The sequence below is a fragment of the Paenibacillus sp. V4I3 genome (genome assembly GCF_030817215.1).
GTDB lineage: Bacteria > Bacillota > Bacilli > Paenibacillales > NBRC-103111 > Paenibacillus_E.
In genome coordinates this window covers 3,391,314-3,409,677 of record NZ_JAUSZA010000001.1, presented here as the reverse complement: position 1 = coordinate 3,409,677, position 18,364 = coordinate 3,391,314, and the positions used below count along the sequence as shown (strand labels likewise).

Annotated in this window: 17 protein-coding genes; 4 read left to right on the top strand and 13 right to left on the bottom strand. The window is 46.7% G+C overall.

Going from position 1 to position 18,364, the window contains the following annotated elements; genetic code table 11:
• Nucleotides 1-26: 26 nt before the first annotated feature.
• Together QFZ77_RS15820 and QFZ77_RS15815 are read right to left on the bottom strand one after the other, a co-directional pair.
• On the bottom strand, nt 27-554 hold the full coding sequence (locus tag QFZ77_RS15820; protein ID WP_307440945.1) for a P-loop nucleotide/nucleoside kinase family protein: 528 nt from the start codon (nt 552-554) through the stop codon (nt 27-29).
• A 266-nt stretch (nt 555-820) separates the two neighbouring features.
• Nucleotides 821-1,165: a winged helix-turn-helix transcriptional regulator gene (locus tag QFZ77_RS15815; RefSeq protein ID WP_307440944.1), complete on the bottom strand. Its 345-nt coding sequence runs from the start codon at nt 1,163-1,165 to the stop codon at nt 821-823.
• A 147-nt stretch (nt 1,166-1,312) separates the two neighbouring features.
• Between QFZ77_RS15815 and QFZ77_RS15810 the strand changes: the two genes are divergently transcribed.
• Nucleotides 1,313-1,744, top strand: coding sequence for a YybH family protein (locus QFZ77_RS15810; protein ID WP_307440943.1), 432 nt, complete (start codon nt 1,313-1,315; stop codon nt 1,742-1,744).
• Between the two features lie 673 nt (nt 1,745-2,417).
• Here the strand turns inward: QFZ77_RS15810 and QFZ77_RS15805 are convergent.
• The 6 genes from QFZ77_RS15805 to QFZ77_RS15780 all read right to left on the bottom strand — a co-directional run bounded on the left by QFZ77_RS15805 (nt 2,418) and on the right by QFZ77_RS15780 (nt 5,318).
• On the bottom strand, nt 2,418-2,816 hold the full coding sequence (locus tag QFZ77_RS15805; protein ID WP_307440942.1) for a DUF1801 domain-containing protein: 399 nt from the start codon (nt 2,814-2,816) through the stop codon (nt 2,418-2,420).
• Between the two features lie 14 nt (nt 2,817-2,830).
• Nucleotides 2,831-3,181: a DoxX family protein gene (locus QFZ77_RS15800; protein ID WP_307440941.1), complete on the bottom strand. Its 351-nt coding sequence runs from the start codon at nt 3,179-3,181 to the stop codon at nt 2,831-2,833.
• Nucleotides 3,182-3,203: 22 nt separating this feature from the next.
• Nucleotides 3,204-3,623 (bottom strand): SRPBCC family protein, encoded by a 420-nt coding sequence (locus QFZ77_RS15795; protein WP_307440940.1) that lies wholly within the window; start codon nt 3,621-3,623, stop codon nt 3,204-3,206.
• On the bottom strand, nt 3,620-3,949 hold the full coding sequence (locus QFZ77_RS15790; protein ID WP_307440939.1) for an ArsR/SmtB family transcription factor: 330 nt from the start codon (nt 3,947-3,949) through the stop codon (nt 3,620-3,622). Before QFZ77_RS15790 ends, QFZ77_RS15795 begins: the two co-directional genes overlap by 4 nt.
• An 80-nt stretch (nt 3,950-4,029) precedes the next feature.
• On the bottom strand, nt 4,030-4,452 hold the full coding sequence (locus QFZ77_RS15785) for a DoxX family protein (RefSeq protein WP_307440938.1): 423 nt from the start codon (nt 4,450-4,452) through the stop codon (nt 4,030-4,032).
• A 359-nt stretch (nt 4,453-4,811) separates the two neighbouring features.
• Nucleotides 4,812-5,318, bottom strand: a complete 507-nt coding sequence (locus QFZ77_RS15780; RefSeq protein ID WP_307440936.1) for a glycosyltransferase family protein — start codon at nt 5,316-5,318, stop codon at nt 4,812-4,814.
• Between the two features lie 315 nt (nt 5,319-5,633).
• Between QFZ77_RS15780 and QFZ77_RS15775 the strand changes: the two genes are divergently transcribed.
• The gene (locus QFZ77_RS15775) at nt 5,634-6,482 is read left to right on the top strand and encodes an aminotransferase-like domain-containing protein (RefSeq protein WP_307440935.1); all 849 of its coding nucleotides are present in this window, start codon (nt 5,634-5,636) and stop codon (nt 6,480-6,482) included.
• Nucleotides 6,483-6,604: 122 nt separating this feature from the next.
• Here QFZ77_RS15775 and QFZ77_RS15770 read toward each other — a convergent pair whose 3' ends face one another.
• The 4 genes from QFZ77_RS15770 to QFZ77_RS15755 form a co-directional block, all read right to left on the bottom strand.
• The gene (locus tag QFZ77_RS15770) at nt 6,605-7,273 is read right to left on the bottom strand and encodes an NPP1 family protein (RefSeq protein WP_307440934.1); all 669 of its coding nucleotides are present in this window, start codon (nt 7,271-7,273) and stop codon (nt 6,605-6,607) included.
• 338 nt (nt 7,274-7,611) lie between these two features.
• Entirely contained in the window at nt 7,612-8,013 is a 402-nt protein-coding gene (locus tag QFZ77_RS15765) for a lipocalin-like domain-containing protein (protein ID WP_307440933.1), read from the bottom strand.
• A gap of 28 nt (nt 8,014-8,041) precedes the next feature.
• Nucleotides 8,042-8,707, bottom strand: a complete 666-nt coding sequence (locus tag QFZ77_RS15760) for a VOC family protein (RefSeq protein ID WP_307440932.1) — start codon at nt 8,705-8,707, stop codon at nt 8,042-8,044.
• Nucleotides 8,679-8,930 carry a VOC family protein gene (locus QFZ77_RS15755; RefSeq protein WP_307440931.1) on the bottom strand — a complete coding sequence of 84 codons (252 nt, stop codon included), beginning with the start codon at nt 8,928-8,930 and terminating at the stop codon, nt 8,679-8,681. Before QFZ77_RS15755 ends, QFZ77_RS15760 begins: the two co-directional genes overlap by 29 nt.
• Before the next feature lie 474 nt (nt 8,931-9,404).
• On the opposite strand from QFZ77_RS15755, the gene QFZ77_RS15750 reads away from it, so the two are divergent.
• Complete coding sequence (locus QFZ77_RS15750) at nt 9,405-10,169, top strand: ParA family protein (protein WP_307440930.1); 765 nt, start codon at nt 9,405-9,407, stop codon at nt 10,167-10,169.
• Nucleotides 10,156-10,401, top strand: a complete 246-nt coding sequence (locus QFZ77_RS15745) for a hypothetical protein (protein WP_047672745.1) — start codon at nt 10,156-10,158, stop codon at nt 10,399-10,401. The genes QFZ77_RS15750 and QFZ77_RS15745 overlap by 14 nt, the downstream gene beginning before the upstream one ends.
• 973 nt (nt 10,402-11,374) lie before the next feature.
• Here the strand turns inward: QFZ77_RS15745 and QFZ77_RS15740 are convergent.
• A complete protein-coding gene (locus QFZ77_RS15740) occupies nt 11,375-17,461 on the bottom strand; it encodes an S-layer homology domain-containing protein (RefSeq protein WP_307440929.1) in 6,087 nt (2,028 codons plus the stop codon).
• Between the last annotated feature and the right edge of the window lie 903 nt (nt 17,462-18,364).

The following is an 18,364-nucleotide window of genomic DNA, read 5'->3' as shown; positions in this document are numbered from 1 at the left end:
ACCTCAATTGTCACAAAATAATTTTCTCACTTCAAGTGTATCCGAAATCTGGAATTATTAATGATTTCCTCAGCAAGTTCATCCGGCTGCCTACGATCGGTATCCAGCAGGAATGGCTCATTGGTTGGCGACGTCATCAACTTGTTCCGAAGGAAGAGCGAACGGTGGATGTATTGTGCATCTCCTCGCTGATGGAGTCGAGCGGTAAGAGTGTTCGGTTCCGCGTGCAGCACAACATAGTGTAGCGTCGCCTCGAAGTCCGATAGTTGGTCAAAGAACCATTGCAGTTCATCTTCGACGACGAAATCGATAACGACGTCTAGCCCGTCCAGGAGAAAATTCCGCGTCACCGCAGCAATATTAAGCCAAGCCAGTCGGAGTCGTTCCTCCCAGGGCGGCTCGGTCTCCCCTCGGTAGACATGGAGAAGGAGATCACCTTCAATCAACGCACATTGGTTCATCGCGTTGGCCAGAGTCTTGGAGACGGTTGATTTCCCTACACCAAGTGGACCAGAGATAAGATAGACGGTTACTGATTTTTTGGTGAAATGCATATGATAATCCCCTCCCCCGTTATCCTACCCGTTCGTAACGAAGCTGCCGATTCACGCCTGCAGCCTCGCTCCAACATTTGTTCAACTATCTTTTCCGTTAGTTGAATTCTTTACTACCTTGAATCATCACGCAATCTACCCAATATCGGAGTGACGCATATCTGAATGCTCTTCTACCCATGGTTACATAAATAGCATTATTAGCACCCTTTGTGATTATTAATGCATAATTTTTCATTCTATATTGCGTCAATTAACGATAAACTTCAACTCTCATTGCGTTCATTTTTACGGAGTGAGATGGAATGCTCTCCCACCTTTACCAATTGAATCAGAATGGGTTCCAAGCTTCTACCAAATTCGGTCAATTCGTATTCAACTTTCGGTGGTATCGTTAAGTATGCGGTGCGTTTAACGATACCATCCTCTTCTAGCAAACGAAGCTGTATCGTCATAACATGTCTTGATACACCAGGAATTAGTCGCAAGAGTTCACCAAATCTCCTGGTTTGTTGAAGCAATTCATACATGATTTTCGGCTTCCATTTTCCGCTAATTATTTGAAGCCCCACCTCTACAGGGCAACCAAATGATTCATCTTGATAGGGCATATTTACCTCCATTGGTTAAGTTTTTATGACTATGTAACTATTTTCTGCGTACTTAAATTATTGTGAGAATTCAGATATGCTAACAACTGTATTCATCATACAGAAAGAAGTGATCTTATGAAATCCCCCATTTCAAGAAACTCAGTCATGAATCCGGAAGATATGAATGCTGCATTTGCTCAAGCTTACAATTCCGGCGACATAGACAACCTACTTGCTTTATATGAACCAGGTGGCATTCTGATTAATCTGATCGGTAATAAGGATGAAGGACTTGAACCGATTCGTAAAACCCTTGAGGAACTATTACGATTTAAAGGCAAAATGGTGTCCAAAAATATTTACTGCATACCATTTGAAAACATCGCTTTGCTTCGAGCACACTTTATCCTCGAAACCGTTGGTGAAGATGGAAGCCCGTTACAAATCCAAGGCCATACCTCAGAAATTGTAAGAAAGCAGCTTGATGAAAGTTGGCAATATATTGTGGATCATCCATTCGGTGCAGATCTCCTAAAAGAAACGGAGCGTGCAACCCCCCTACACTTCAATGACCAGCCAAACCTTCAAAGCCGTTAGCATCAATCATGCCATTAATCCTTTTTAAGGTTGCGATTCCAACCTTTTTGACGTTTATTATTAAGAAAAGTTATTACATAAAATGGAGATAACCATGCCAAAAGAACGTCAACTAATAGAGGCTTCCGAGTTTGAAAGGATGAGTGTATCTCAGCAGCCATCTCAGTCTATTTACGAGGTGAACTTATAGGCGAGAATGTACTTATTCAATTTCATGATGACGAATTTGTATTAAGCACGATTGGAGAACGATACGTTAAGGCAAATTGTAAATTTCTTAGAAGAAGATAAATCGGTCTTTTTAATTTAGCTACCATTCATAAGATAACAATCAACAAAAGGTCAGTTTGCTAGAGCAAACTGACCTTTTGTTATTCAACTATAGTTCTCCGTCAATTGAACGAACGAAGTAAAAAATTCCACAACTGTCTCTATGGGTATAAAACACCTCCCACAGGTCCTCCTCTGGATCGGTCACCCAAATTTTGTCCTGAACAGCATTGCAGCAGGTCGTGTTCATTTCATCGAAAGAACTGGTTTTGCATTGCACTCGCCATGTTAAATGAAAAAGAGCCCTGCATAGTGGACTCTCCTACATTTTGCTATAATCGATATGCATACTCACCTTTGGTGGAAAATAGGCTCTCAGGAAAGGAATGTGAATACTTTCCAGTCACTCATGGTCATATTTGCGTTTGGAGGGTTTTGACGTGTTCAGTGCAACGGCGGCGCGGACGAGAGCCATTAGAGCCTCCTCGTCAATCTGGTCGCCTTTGTGGAAGTCGATGGCCCGCCTGGTGTTGCCTTCGAGACTGGAGTTGAAGAGCCCTGAAGGATCCTTCAGCGAGGCACCCTTGTAGAAGGTCATCTTCACGACGTTCTTGTACGTTTCACCGGTGCAGATTCCCCCGTCGTGCGACCAGACTGGTGTCCCTCTCCACTTCCACTCCTCGGCAACTTCGGGGTCCGCCTGCTTGATCAGTGCGCGTAGCCGGGAGAGCATCTCGCCCCTCCAGTCGCCTAGCTCCTCGATTTTCGCGTCTATCAGCTCTGATGGCGACTCGAGTTTCATTGACCCGCTCTTCTTCATGCTACCTGGTGCACGACTACCAGAGTCGCTGCAATCAAAGTAATCACAAAGGCCGGTATCGCACTTCCAACAGGATGCTTGACTCTGAAATGTGAAAGGCATGCCACCAGCATCGTAATGCCAATCCAAATGCCTGCCCATACGGCTGCTGCCGGATGCCAGTATCCGATAACAAGTCCGGCTGCCCCGGCTAGTTGAACGAGTCCAGTAACAACTCGAAACCATTGCGGCAGTTTAATCGACTCGAACATTTCAACAAAATTTTTCGCACCAGCCAGCTTGCTTCCGCCGCCAAAGGCCATGGAGACGAGCAGAAAACTTTGTAAAATAACAAAAATGATATTCATCAGGCTCTCCTTCCTTTTACAACTAGGCCAATACCTTTTCAAGCTCGCCGCACCATTTACCCCAGCCATACCTAGCACCTTCGAGACCTTGAGCATTGGCGAATCCGGTTTGTTCGAGATGAAGGTTAACCTTTCCGTCCCCTAAATCCTGCAGCGTCCAGTTGACCGTGTGCTTCTCCCCTCCGCTGGCCCAAGTATAGGACACCCGGTTTGGTGCGTCCACGATAAGCACTTCTCCGTCAATAATGCCATCCCAATATTCGGACGGCTGAGTGCGAAACTGAAAACGGTGTCCTACGACGGGCTTAAAATCATTATCCATCGCCTCACCTGTGTGGATGTTGGCCACCCACTTGGCAAGCTTGCTTGAATCGGTTAAGGCGGACCAAAGCTTCTCGATCGATGTCGTGTACTGAAAATCCAAGGATAATGTTAAACTCATTCTTCTTCCTCCTCTAATAGTTGGTTCAAGCGCAATAAATTCATACTCCAGAACTTGCTGTAGAAAGCCACCCAATCTTGAATTTCTCTGAGTGGAGAGGCGTTTAGCCTAAATCGCGTTTCTCTGCCGACTTTTCGGTCAAGTACCAGTCCGGCATCTTTAAGGATTGTCAAATGCTTGGATACCGCTGTGCGGCCCATTTCAAACTGTGCCGTTAACTCATGAAGCGGTATCTCCTCTGCCTCTGCTAACAGACGAATCAGTCGGCGCCTAGTTGGATCTGCAATCGCGTCAAACACATCCCGTAACTGGTTGTTCTCGCTCACAACAGCCCCTCCAAAATATTATTTTCTGTGGTAGAAATCTATTGATGTACGAAGGGACAGCCGTTAATTTCACCACCTCCTTAAAGTTTGCGGCTCTTCGGACGTAGCGCCCACGAGGCGATATTTAGTGCAGCATATGAAAGCGGAAGGATAATATGAAACCCGTAATCACCATAATCGTTAGCAAACGCATGAGATACAGCCGCACCAGTCATTAAAAAGAAGATACCAGCGTGAACCCATTCTTTAAGCCGAGGAAAACCTGACACGACAAGAGCGATGGCTCCAAGCACTTTCCAAATCCCGAGAATGGTCAAGACGTATAATGGGTAACCAAGATTCTTCACTAACTCGAGGTTTCCCCCATATTGCATCAGTTGCCCGATACCACTTAACATAACAGCTGCTGCGAGTAGTAATGTGACTGTCCAATAAGCAATCATTTTTCCTCGGAGCTGGGTTTCTACTTTCGCTGTTGTTTCCGCACCGATAATCTTACTCATTTGTTTCCTCCTCATAATTGTTTCAAGTGAAACTTATTCAGGTTCCAAACTTTCCAAATGACTAATTGCTAATTGGACACCATTTAGTGACACTTTGATTATAGGTCACCATTTGGTGTCGTGTCAACAGCATTTTTAAACTCAATATGTTAAAAAGCCTCAGTGCGATAATATCGAAGCTTTATGATCATGACTCAGTTTTGTTGGGATTAATGCTTTTTATTCTCAGTACGGAAAATTCCCTCTAAAAATCTGCCCATAATTTTAATAATAAAGAGGAGCCCCGATAAGCAAGCTCCTCCATTTAACAATCATAATAAAAAAGCACTTATATACCTATAAAGGTTTACAAGTACTTATTAGCGCTGTGACAAATTATTCTGATTAAATACATGTTTCACTTTGTGTGAAGATCCTCGTTTGGATATTAGAATACCATTTTTTGATGCAACAATAATCAAATCTTCAACATCAATTAAAGCAACAGGCACGCTGTCCGAAAGAATCACATTGTTGCTTGTTTGAAATTGAAATATTCCGGGTTTTTCAGAAGACACTACCGCAGATTGCCGGAAATACTCGGCAAGGTCTTCTAAAGTGCATACTAAGGAATAAAGGGAATGTTCAGCAGGACCATTTAGAGTCGGAAGCATGACGGCTTGATCTCCCAGCATAAATGCACGATCATCAGAAGGACCTGCTCCCCCGCGTCTTCCTCCCTCAATTAATCCGGAAGTACGTAAACCTTTATTCTGAAGATCTACTAACCAGCTTGCATCGTCTTGAAAAGATGACGTGTCATCCACACTTTTGATTTGCTTTGTAGGGTTTATTCTACCCCTCCTCTTGATGATGTTACTTTTCATTACATTTGCGTCGACTATACGCGATCGGACTCGTTAAACGGGTCAAAGGGATTGGTACCGTAGTCAGATCGATAATAAAGCAGGAGGTACCTTCAAACGCATTCCAAACTGGGAAGAGTATGTGAAAAGCGGGGTATTTCAATCGAATAATCCTTTGAATCAGCAGATATATAAAATCATCCAATCGGGCGATCATCATATCAACTTTGCCATTGGCGAACTAAGCCCCGATTTGCTCCCGATTCGATTGATGCAAGAAGTTCACAATTCTATGGAATCAGTGAATACTTGGGCTATGAACATATGCAGGGGAATATGAAACTGCGTGAAGCGATCACTTCTCACCTCAAGACCTATCGAAACGTAGAAACGAATGCCTCATCAATATTAATTACCTCCGGTGCCCAACAAGCTCTGCATTTGATTATCCAATTTCTTCTCAAGCCAGGAGATTCCGTTGCTATATATATAAAACACAGAATTAAGATGGTCTTCCTAAATCCCATTTTTCAGAATCCAACAGGGACTACGATGTCCTATGAAAGACGGAAAAAGGTATTGGAAATTTCCACCCAATACGGAATTGCGATCGTTGAAGACGATCCCTATAGTGTTACTGGATATGACAATGAGCCCATACGCTCGTTAAAATCCATGGATCAAGACGGTTCAGTTCTCTATATCAGTTCATTGTCCAAAATTATCTCCTCAGGTCTGCGAATCGGCTGGATTGTAGGACCCCAAGCCGTGATTCAACGTTTGACTGACGCTAAACAACAGATTGATTTTGGCCACCCGAACTATCCGCAATGGATAGCCGCGCAACTGCTTTCCTCCGAAGGCTTTGAAACGCACTTCCAGCACTTGCGAATCGGGTTGAAACGGAAGCGAGATATAACTTTGCATGCTTTGCAATCTGCATTTAAAGACAATATCGAGTATGGGATTCCAAGCGGCGGGATACATCTCTGGTGCAAGCTGAAGGAGGTATTGAACGAACAGCATTTGTTCAAAGAATGTGTCAAGAACGGAATCGTATTCGCTCCAGGAAGCACGCTTGGTTCAAATGATCGGTACATGAGGTTCACCTACAGTCGAGTTGATGATCACATGATTGAGGAGGGCATTCGAAGATTTGCTGAAGTTATAAAGCCTATCGAATAAAAGAGAATAGAAAAGCCCGGAAAGCGTGATGTTTCCGGGCTTCTTTCTTTATTCAATGAACTCAATCTCACGAGGTGTTGCATGAATGCTAAGATAATACATGGTAATTAAAATCCCATCAATCATAACTGCCCATACCGTTCCGTAAGCTCTTTGATTTTCTCCTGAATCCGTTTCGGTATCTCCTCCAGCAGCTGAGTCCAGGGCACGAACAGCTCCTTATCCAATCGGTATTCCTTATATGCCAAAGCTGGCGTAAACGCGCATGATTTCAAATAGGTTTCGACTATCCTGTTGGTTTCTTCATTCGTCGCAACAATGCCCTCTAGAAAATAAGGGACCGTCAAGCCATCAGCTCCAGCATCCTCATTCACTGCAGTCCAGAAATGCGGAACTAGCTCGAGAAATTCAGCAACTGGGGAAAACGCATGCTTCCCAGGCTGGGAAAACAAACGTACATGCGTCCCATCCAGCACATTACTGCGGTCTTTCAGCAGTCCCTTTAAATACTTGCCGTGAAAGCTCGCCTCACAATCTATGACTTCACCCTCATGGTCAATGAATACCCATACATGCTCCAGTTCGTATAAGTGCTGAATATCGTAATCCCAATAAATCGCATATTCAATAATCTGCTTCAGACGAGGATCGCGAAAAGAAAACGATCTTCGAAACGAAGGAGAGATCTCCTCCTGTTCGAAAACCGTCACCCCAACTCGAACCGGGAAAAAGGGCTCATGCTCGTCAAAGTAAAGATAAGGCGCATAAGCCTGAATGGTCCGCATATCCATAGGAAGGTTCATCCTTTCAATTCTGAGTAGCAATTTTGCTTGTGATGAGGCTATGACTTTGAAAGCCAAGATTACCAATGGCGATGATTCCGCCCATGAAACATATAAGCTCGGTTTTGGAAGGTACTTTCAGCGGACTTTTCCAGGCCCCGCCATTTTGGAAAAATATCAAATGTAGTTTTCATGATAAAATCGAACGAACAACAATACCATGACTGACAACAAATGATTCTTTTATCCCATTTCTCCATTGTGTATTATAAACCCAATACTACACGTATGTACCCACCTACTCCGTAATTCTCTCGATTTTATGTATCCAATCTAGTTACATTAAATCATTTTTTATTCCATTTGTATTTACTTTTGTAGAAGAAGCACCACCTGTTCGCCGAAAAGCCTGAGATGTTGCTTCCAACGCGTTTCCACACAAGCCTTTGATTTGGTTTTAAACCGTTATATATGCTTAGTATATCACCTTCAATTGAAGCTACTCGCGGCTGTTGTTTTCCTAGCCAAGTTGGATTCATGCTCACTTCCACATGATGTATTAACGTGTTTGTCTCTTCATTGACCTCAAATTTCCCTGCATAGGCTAAATATCCGAATGCCGCTTCTGCCATTTCTTCCTTCGTTCCTTCATGCGGATCACCCGATGAATAAGCCGGACGCCCTTGGCGCATGAAATTTGCAGAAACAACCAACGACCATACGCCGGTAACCTGTTCCCTTAATGTCATACGTAATCATCTCCTTCTCCCGCAGGGCTTATTTCAGATTAGCCAGATCAAATGCAAAATCTGTTCCCCACGAACTCAAAGCGTCCCAAACTTTAGGTTTCATCGGCAGTTCCTTATGCCAAGGGCGCGGTTCGAAAATACCGAGCTCCGGAATATAAACATCCAGATCGATAAACAGCTCCACTAAGTTCTCGTCCGCGTCGTAATGGTAAGTGGCGATATTGTGTCCGGAAGTATGCCGGGTAGGTCCCCACAATACATCGATTCCATGTCTGGCGAGAATATCCGAGCTTATATTTTGATGAGAGGCATCCTTCAGTTGGAAGGCAATATGGTGCATTTTGTTGGGTCGGTCCGCCCCTACAATATTCAGAACATGGTGATCGTTGTTACAGGTCAAGAAGTTGCAAAGATCTGCTCCGATTTTATCCGTAACTGTGAATCCCAGTACATCTGTATAAAAATCCACTGTTTTGCGAAAATTGTTCGAATGGAAGCCGATGTGTCCCAGCTTTAACGGGACGATGCCCGAAGTGCCAAATCCAATAGCAGGCTGTTCCATTTCATTAAATAAATGAATCACATTGCCGTCCGGGTCTGAAAGCTCCAGAAACTCTTGAATACCCGGCTTAGCGTCAGTCAAAAGGACAGATGAAACGCCTTGCTTACGAAGCTGCTCCTGTACTTCCTTCAAAGATAATTGTTCTATCTAATTGGTACCCGTAAACCCGAACCCCGCTATAGTCAGAGGGAGTAATAACGATATAATGATGGTCGAATCCATTTGACATGTATGCGCTTCCATCTTCTCCGCGATGGGCTAAAGCATACCCCATCGTTCTCGTGTAGTAATCGGCTAATTTACTTACGTCTTTACTTGCGAAATCCGCATACGCCAATTTAAATACTTTTGCCATGTTCATCAAATCCTTTCATTAATGCTATAACGATTTTTATTTTGAAGCAGCTACTACCTTATTCACTTGTTCACCAAGGTTAATGGTTCCATCCGAGCTATATATCGCACAACGAATCGTATCTCCGGACTTCAAATACAACAAAAAAAAAAAAAAAATGTGATGTTTCATAAATAAATAGAAAACGGAGCCCGCTAATCCGCATGGCTCCGTTTTTGTTGTTTCAGAATTCGTTGGAATTTGTTGTGCATGACAGCGAATTTGACGATTTGTTGCAGAATTCGTTAGAAAAAAATTTTGGCGAAAAGTGACCTTATGGATAAATATACAGAAAATTGATTTGAAAGAGAAATTCCTGGCGCTATGGTTGCTGAATACACTCTCGACTTGACCGTGCATGACCCCCTTTTAAATAGATCTATTGTAGAACTATATACAGGAATAAAGGTTTACAGAAATAAGGAGGAATGGGTTATGGGAGCCATTATTTCAATCGGTAATCAAAAAGGCGGCGTTGGCAAAACGACAACCACGGCCATCACGGGGTATCTTCTCTCTAAGAAGTACAAGGTTCTCTGTGTCGACTTCGATAGCCAAGGCAATTTGACACAGTTTCTTACTCAACGAGATATACACGATTACTCCAAAATGACTATTTTTGAGGCATGTAAAAACATGAATCCCACCCCCTACATCCGCAAGTTAACCTACAACCTTCACTTCATTCCGGCTGATGAAATGCTTGCAACTCTGCCCATGCTTATCCATCAAAACCCTTCAATGAGTTCGACCATTTTGAGAGATACACTACATAAAGTAAAGGCCAGATACGACTACATACTTATTGATTTACCTCCAAATCTCGGAGAGCACACTATTAATGGTTTAGTGGCTTCCGACTATGCAATCGTCATGCTACAATGCGAACCAATGTGTTATGACGCGCTGGACAGATACATCGCAACAATGATTCACATCAAAGAGGTTAAAAAGCTGGACCTTGTTTTATGCGGCATATTGCCAACAATGATCGATTCTAGAACAATCATTGATAAAACAATCATTGATAGGGTAAGGAGAGAATACGAGGGAGTTGTGTTTCGATCGGAAATAAAGCGAAGAAATAGAATCAAGGAGTTTTCTATTACAGGAATACAGGAATACAGTAATTCGGATACATCGGCACTAAGCAATTATAGAAATTTTGTCGAGGAGCTGGAGCAGCGTGTCCAAGCGTGATGCGATTGAGCAGTTATTAGGAAAACGGCGGAGTCAAGAAATACAGGAAACTGTAAATACAGGTATACAGAAACCTGTAAATAAGAAAAAAGCAACATTTGATTTCGATGATCAATTCCATACTGAGTTAAAGATATTCGCCGCGAAACAGAATAAGAAGATGGTTGATGTTGTGGTAGAGGCCGTAAAAGAGTATATGCGAAGACATAAAAATACCCCACCAGTCGAGTAGGGCCAGTGGGGATTCGTTCATTTTACAGTCTGCCCGACACCAGATACCGGACTGATAATCATTGACCAATTTGCTGTCACAAAGACGATCAAGATAAAATCTAATTATCGCTCGATACCATCTACTTCCATGCCCTAATAATAACTCATTCGACTTCAATATTTTCGATTATGGTTATTATCTTGTTAATGACTCATCCTCAATAATGCTAGAATGACTTCTCAACATATCGACCATTGGCGAAGCGGCAGGCTGAGTATGAACATTTTATATTTAATTTGATCTGGAACAAGAACCCCCTCGAGTTTCAAACGGATTTTAATAAAGGATCTGGTCGCTTTAAGATTCTTAGCAATCTAATTACCTCCTTAAATTCTCTCTCATCGATTTTAATAAATTTCTGTATGGTGTCATAGTTGTTGAGAAAACACCAGTTATAAACGTTGATTTATCAAGTGTCATTTTCAAAATTAATGAGAAAGTAACTTCCGGAGGTAGTTATTTCAATCACACATTTTCATAATTGATGAGAATATCCGCAAAGAGCTAAATGAATTTTCATGCACAACAATACATAATGTCTAAGAACTGTTTTACTTACATCCCTGAACAAAAAAAGTGCTTAAACATTGACGTATCCAAAGTTATTGTTATTGCTCTATCGAATCTAGTAACATTGAGAGAGACTTGATTTTGTCCTTCAGTTGGCATAATGTTCACGCACGTCTTTTCTTATCTTCCAGAGCAATGTCAATGATCTTGTACCAGAAATTAGACTTTACTCTATCATGGAGGTAACCGGGCTGACGAAAGACGAAATTAAAAAATTTAAAATATAGCAACAAGAACTGTTAATTTATAGCAAAAAAGGGACTATCATCCGGCATCATTTATGCCTGCGGATAGTCCCTTTTTCATGCGTTAATCTGAGATTAATTTGGCGCTCCGTGATAGCAGCCCCACATCAGAACCACTACGGTTTCGCCTGTAAAGCTCTAAGAATGACCGTGACCGCTTCAGCTCGGGTCGTGTTCACTTTCGGTTTCACTGTGCCGTCTCCATAACCGTTGATCAAGCCTTTGGCTGTCGCCGTTGCAATAGCCGTTCGCGCCCAGTCGGATATATCGGCGCTGTCCGGGAAGTTGATGCTCTTATCCATCGCAGCCAACTTGGCGGCGTGAACGACGATCGCTGCCATTTGCTCGCGGGTAATGAGATCGTCCGGTCCGAAGCTGTTGTCGCTATACCCTGCAACAATGCCTGACTCTGCGGCAGTCGCAATAGCGCTCTTGGCCCAGTGGGTTTCCGTATCGACAAAGGTTTTGCCGTCTTGCGCCCCAAGATGGAACGCTTTGACGATGACAGTCACGAATTCCGCTCTTGTGATGTTCGCATTTGGCTTAAACGTGTTGTCCGCATAGCCGTTAATCGCGCCGAGCTTCACCAGTTCCCGCACGTTCGCTTCGGACCAATGTCCTTTGATATCGGCAAAGTCCGCTTCGTTCGTTTGCGGCTGTACGGTCTTCGCTTTATCCGTTACCAGAACGGCAAATTTCGTAAAATGGCTCACCGATCCAGATGCCGTCCCGTTCGCTTCGTCGACTTTCACGATTTCCAATGGCACCCATTTATGGGTTTGTTCGTTCAGCCAATATACGCCTGCCGTCGACTTCGCAAAGTCCGCCTTCGTCTTGTCGAAAGGTAGTGTAATAACGACCGGCTTGCTAAAGTCGCCATCCTTGTCTTTCTTGATCTCGTACACCTCGCTGATCAATTGCAAAGTGCTGTCTACGGGCAGGATCGAGATGTCGTTCACTTTATCTACCGTAACTTGAATGTTGCTAGCCATCGCTCCAGCCGGAACTTCGATGGTAACTCCGTTCAGCGTTGCCGTTCCGCCGCTGGCAGCCGTAATCGTTGCGTAATTGGTTGCGGCACCGCCGCCTCCACCGCTGGTTCCGCTTGTGCTCGTAGTATCGACTTGCGTGTAGCTGACAAATTTGGTAAAGTGTTTCGTCCAAATGACAAGGTCGCTTCCAACCGTCATTTTGGCGTCTCCGCTTGCGGCAATTTCGCTGTCTGCCGCTGCTTGGGTGTCTGCGGATACCGTGCCCGTGATCTCGGTAAATACGCCATTTCGTACAAAACCGACCTGTTTGCCCTTTTGGTTCGGGAAGAGCAAACGCACCGCCTTATCGAACGTTAACGATACATCCGTCGATCCGACTTCAATGACGGCGCTCACGTTGCCGCTATTGACCGTTACGCTGCTGTTGCTTTGCACTTGCGGCAGCTTGATCGCGCCATCCCAATTGGCGGGAGCTGTAATTTTCGTTCCGTCTGGAATCGTTACACTCACATTGCCCAGAGTTGTAGCCGCTTGTACTTCCACTAACGGGAGCGTCGCTTCTTTGTTCGATCCTGCCGTTGTCGTTGCGACCGCAATCTCGGCATTCGTTACACTCTCTGCGACGGTAATGGATACAGGTTTAGTCGTCACCTGAATCGGTGCAGTAGAACTGGCCGTTATCGCTTCGGCTCTAGTCACGATCACGGTGTAGGTCTGCGTGGTCTTTCCATCTTGAGCCGTCACTGCCATGGTGATCGGATTGTTACCCACGTTCAGGCTGATCGCCCCCGACGCTTGACCGCTCGTCACTGCCGTTCCGTTCACTTTCACTGTCGCGTTGCTATCCGATATTGTTGGCGTCACTGTCACCAACGTTACACCATTCCCCACGCTCGCTGTGTAGGAAAATGTCCTCGTATCAAACGATGAACTCAACGTTAGTCCTGATACTGCCATGCTGCTCAGATTCGCATTACTGGATACGCTCGGTATTGCGGCTTGAGGTGTTGCGATGACTTCGTTGGAGTAGCCGCTGTTTCCTCTTGCGTTGCTCGCCTTTACCGCGAAGTAATAGGTCGTGCCGTTCGTCAGGCCCGTTGCCGTGTAGCTGTATGTCACGCCGCTCACTGTCGCTATGGGGGTTAAGCCATAGGAGCCGGAAGCTGTTCCCTTATAGACACTGTAGGTGACTGTTTCAGATACACCGTTCCAAGTTAACGCAACTTGCCCATTCCCAGCTATTGCTGTAAGCCCCGTAGGTGCTGAAGAATTTGCCGCATTTATGGTCAACTTGGCTACGTTGCTTGTTACCGTGGCCGTTTGGCTGCCCGTCGCACCGCTGTTCGTGTTCGTCACCACGACGTAGTAGTACGTCGTTCCCGTCGCTAACGTCGGCGCTGCATACGATGCGCTCGTTGCTCCGCTGATCGCTGCGCCGCCGCTATTGCTGCTGGTCGTGTTGCTGTACCACTGGTAGCTCAGCGTTCCGCTGTCGCTCACCGTCGCCGTTACGCTCAAGCTCGGGCTGCTCGCGCCTTCGTTCACCGTTGCTCCCGTCGGCTGTGTGCCAATGCTCGGCGTGGCCGCGTTGGTCAGCGCGTTCACCGTTACCGTCGCCGCACTGCTCGTCGCCGTGGCCGTTTGGCTGCCAGTCGCGCTGCTGTTCGTATTCGTCACTACGACATAGTAGTATGTCGTTCCCGCTGTTGCTGTTGGTACTGCGTACGATGCGCTTGTTTCACCGCTGATCGCGGTGCCGCCGCTATTGCTGCTGGTCGTGTTGCTGTACCACTGATAGCTTAGCGTTCCGTTGTCGCTTACCGTCGCCGCTACGCTCAAGCTCGGGCTGCTCGCGCCTTCGTTCACCGTTGCTCCCGTCGGCTGCGTGCCGATGATCGGCGTTGCCACGTTGGTCAGCGCGTTCACTGTTACCGTGGCAATACTGCTCGCCACCGTCGCCGTTTGGCTGCCCGTCGCGCTGCTGTTCGTATTCGTCACTACGACATAATAGTATGTCGTTCCCGCAGTTGTCGTCGGCGCTGCATACGATGCGCTCGTTGCCCCGCTGATCGCTGCGCCGCCGCTATTGCTGCTGGTCGTGTTGCTGTACCACTGGTAGCTCAGCGTTCCGCTGTCGCTCACCGTCGCCGTTACGCTCAAGCTCGGGCTGCTCGCGCCTTCGTTCACCGTTGCTCCCGTCGGCTGTGTGCCAATGCTCGGCGTGGCCGCGTTGATCAGCGCGTTCACCGTTACCGTCGCCGCACTGCTCGTCGCCGTGGCCGTTTGGCTGCCAGTCGCGCTGCTGTTCGTATTCGTCACTACGACATAGTAGTATGTCGTTCCCGCCGCTAACGTCGGCGCTGCATACGATGCGCTTGTTTCACCGCTGATCGCGGTGCCGCCGCTATTGCTGCTGGTCGTGTTGCTGTACCACTGATAGCTTAGCGTTCCGTTGTCGCTTACCGTCGCCGCTACGCTCAAGCTCGGGCTGCTCGCGCCTTCGTTCACCGTTGCTCCCGTCGGCTGCGTGCCGATGATCGGCGTTGCCACGTTGGTCAGCGCGTTCACTGTTACCGTGGCAATACTGCTCGCCACCGTCGCCGTTTGGCTGCCCGTCGCGCTGCTGTTCGTATTCGTCACTACGACATAATAGTATGTCGTTCCCGCCGCTAACGTCGGCGCTGCATATGATGCGCTCGTTGCGCCGCTAATTGCGGTGCCGCCAGTCGTGCTATTCGCCGCGTTGCTGTACCACTGGTAGCTCAGCGTACCGCTGTCGCTCACCGTCGCCGCTACGCTCAAGCTCGGGCTGCTGGCTCCTTCGTTCGCCGTTGCTCCCGTCGGCTGCGTATCGATGCTTGGCGTTGCCGCGTTCGTCAGCGCGTTCACCGTTACCGACACCGCACTGCTCGTCGCCGTCGCCGTTTGGCTGCCCGTTGCGCTGCTGTTCGTGTTCGACACCACGACATAATAGTATGTCGTTCCCGCCGCTAACGTCGGCGCTGCATATGATGCGCTCGTTGCGCCGCTAATTGCGGTGCCGCCAGTCGTGCTATTCGCCGCGTTGCTGTACCACTGGTAGCTCAGCGTTCCGCTGTCACTCACCGTCGCCGCTACGCTCAAGCTCGGGCTGCTGGCTCCTTCGTTCGCCGTTGCTCCCGTCGGCTGCGTATCGATGCTTGGCGTTGTCGCGTTGGTCAGCGCGTTCACTGTTACCGACACCGCACTGCTCGTCGCCGTGGCCGTTTGACTGCCCGTCGCGCCGCTGTTCGTGTTCGTCACAACGACATAGTAGTATGTCGTTCCCACCGCTAACGTCGGCGCTGCATACGATGCGCTCGTTGCCCCGCTGATCGCTGTGCCGCCGCTATTGCTGCTGGTCGTGTTGCTGTACCACTGGTAGCTCAGCGTTCCGCTGTCGCTCACCGTCGCCGCTACGCTCAAGGCCGGGCTGCTCGCGCCTTCGTTTACCGTGCCTCCCGTCGGCTGCGTGCCAATGCTCGGCGTGGCCGCGTTGGTCAGCGCGTTCACCGTTACTGACACCACGCTGCTCGTCGCCGTCGCCGTTTGACTGCCGGTCGCGCTGCTGTTGGTGTTCGTCACCACGACATAGTAGTACATCGTTCCCGCCGCTAACGTCGGCGCAGCATACGATGCGCTCGTTGCCCCGCTGATCCCTGTGCCGCCGCTATTGCTGCTGGTCGTGTTGCTGTACCACTGGTAGCTCAGCGTTCCGCTATCGCTCACCGTTGCTGCTACGCTCAAGACCGGGCTGCTTGCGCCTTCATTCACCGTTGCGCCCGTCGGCTGCGTGCCGATGTTCGGCGTTGCCGCATTCGTCGCCGTCCACTTCGCGTACAGTGTCACGTCGGTTGAACCTATGGTGATCGGGACACCTGCCACGTAATCCGTTCCGGTTCCATCTGCCTTCGTGTTCCAACCCGCGAATGTGTAACCCGTCTTCACTAGGCCTCCCGTGTTGTCCTGAACCGTGGCCGTATATCCCGACTGATAGATGGTGCTGTCCGTCGGCGCGCTTCCGGACGCAGCGAAGTTGCCGTTATACGTCACCGTGCATGTCATTGTAAACTTCTTGACGGGTACTTTATAGTTGTTACCCCCATCCGAATACACAACATAGGGCGTGCCACTACTGTCGATGGCTATACTTGTAGACTCGGCGCGATCTGCCGAAAAACCGGCGGAGCCTACATTTACCCACGAGCTTCCGTTATATTTCATGACGGTTGCTTTACCATTGTTACCCCAATCCTGATACACAACATAGGGCGTGCCGCTGCTGTCGATGACTATACTAATTTGGTTTGCAGGACCTTCCGAAAAACCGGCGGAGCCTACATTCACCCACGAGCTTCCGTTATATTTCATGACGGTTGCTTTTTCGCTGTTAATATAATCCTTAAACACAACATAGAGTGTGCCGCTGCTGTCGATGGCTATCCTTGTATAATCTGCATTACCTGCCGAAACACCGGCGGAGCCTACATTCACCCACGCGCTTCCGTTATATTTCTTGACGGTTGCTTTATAGCTGTTACCCGCATCCCAATACACAACATAGGGCGTGCCGCTGCTGTCGATGGCCATACTTGTATTACTTGCAACACCTGCCGAAAAACCGGCGGAGCCTACATTCACCCACGAGCTTCCGTCATATTTCATGACGGTTGCTTTATTGCTATTACTCCCATCACTATACACAACATAGGGCGTGCCGCTGCTGTCGATGGCTATACTAGTATAATTTGCAACACCTGCCGAAAAACCGGCGGAGCCTACATTTACCCACGAGCTTCCGTTATATTTCTTGACGGTTGCTTTTTGGCTGTAACCCCCATCCCCAAACGCAACATAGGGCGTACCGCTGCTGTCGATGGCTATACTTATATTAATTGAACCACCAAAACCGAGGGAGCCTACATTCACCCACGCGCTTCCGTTATATTTCTTGACGGCTGGATTACCCCCATTACTAAACGCAACATAGGGCGTGCCGCTGTTATCGATGGTTATCATTGTATTACCTCCACTAGATTGCGTAACACCGGCGGAGCCTACATCGACCCATTGTTCAGCCGTCGCTTGGGCAACCATTGGCGCGCCCATGTAGGGTACGCCTGACAAAAAAATCAGCATTCCCAGTATGATACTTACTAATTTACGATAAGTCTGCTTTGCTTTTCGATTCATTTACAACTCGCTCCCATCAATAATAAATCAAAATTAATTTTTCTTATGTCCAACCTTGCCAAGAGCCGTAAAAAATTGCCTTTGTAACGATATGTACTCGCCGTATTTCGTGACAACCTTCACATGACAAAAAGTTTGAACCCGTTTCGCGGATCTCCTTCTACATGAGCAAACTCGCTTTCACCGCAAAATACACCATAAACCGTAGAACTATAGACTAACATATACGTTTTTGGAATCAGCTTTATCGTTGTTTTACCCCTCTTAGCTTTAATAAATTTCAAATCATCACTTTTATAAGTTTACTAAAGCCAAATAAAAGAATAATGAAAGAAATGTCCATAACTAGAAAAAAAACGCGTAGCATCAAGCCTTCGCGGTTTTTTTAACTGACTAAATTATTTGTTTTCTGTCGGCGAACCCTCTCACCAACGAATCGTATAAGTGAATTAGTTCCTCGGAAGGACGAACGCCGAGCTACCGGCTGAGAAGCCGAACATAACCGGCTATACAATAGTCAATCCTTTTTTGCCCCCGGTCTGCTCGCTTATCGTCATAAGCAGACGTACAACATTTGCTCCATTTCTTCAGTAGCCCATGCCTTATTTTTCTTATATCAACCCTAAATATTTTAAATGTATATTCATGCATAATTGTATATTTCTCATCAATTTTGAAATTACGTTCTCACAAATTCTGAAAATTTTCTCAATAAATATGACACCACACAATTTCTCAACAATTTTGAAATTGCTCTCTCATCGATTTTAATAAATTTCTCAATAATTCTGACACCACAAAAAAAAAAAAAAAATAAATGTGATGTTTCATAATTAAATGTAAAACGGAGCCCGCAAACCCGCGTGGCTCCGTTTATTTTGTTTCATTATAAATTAAATATTA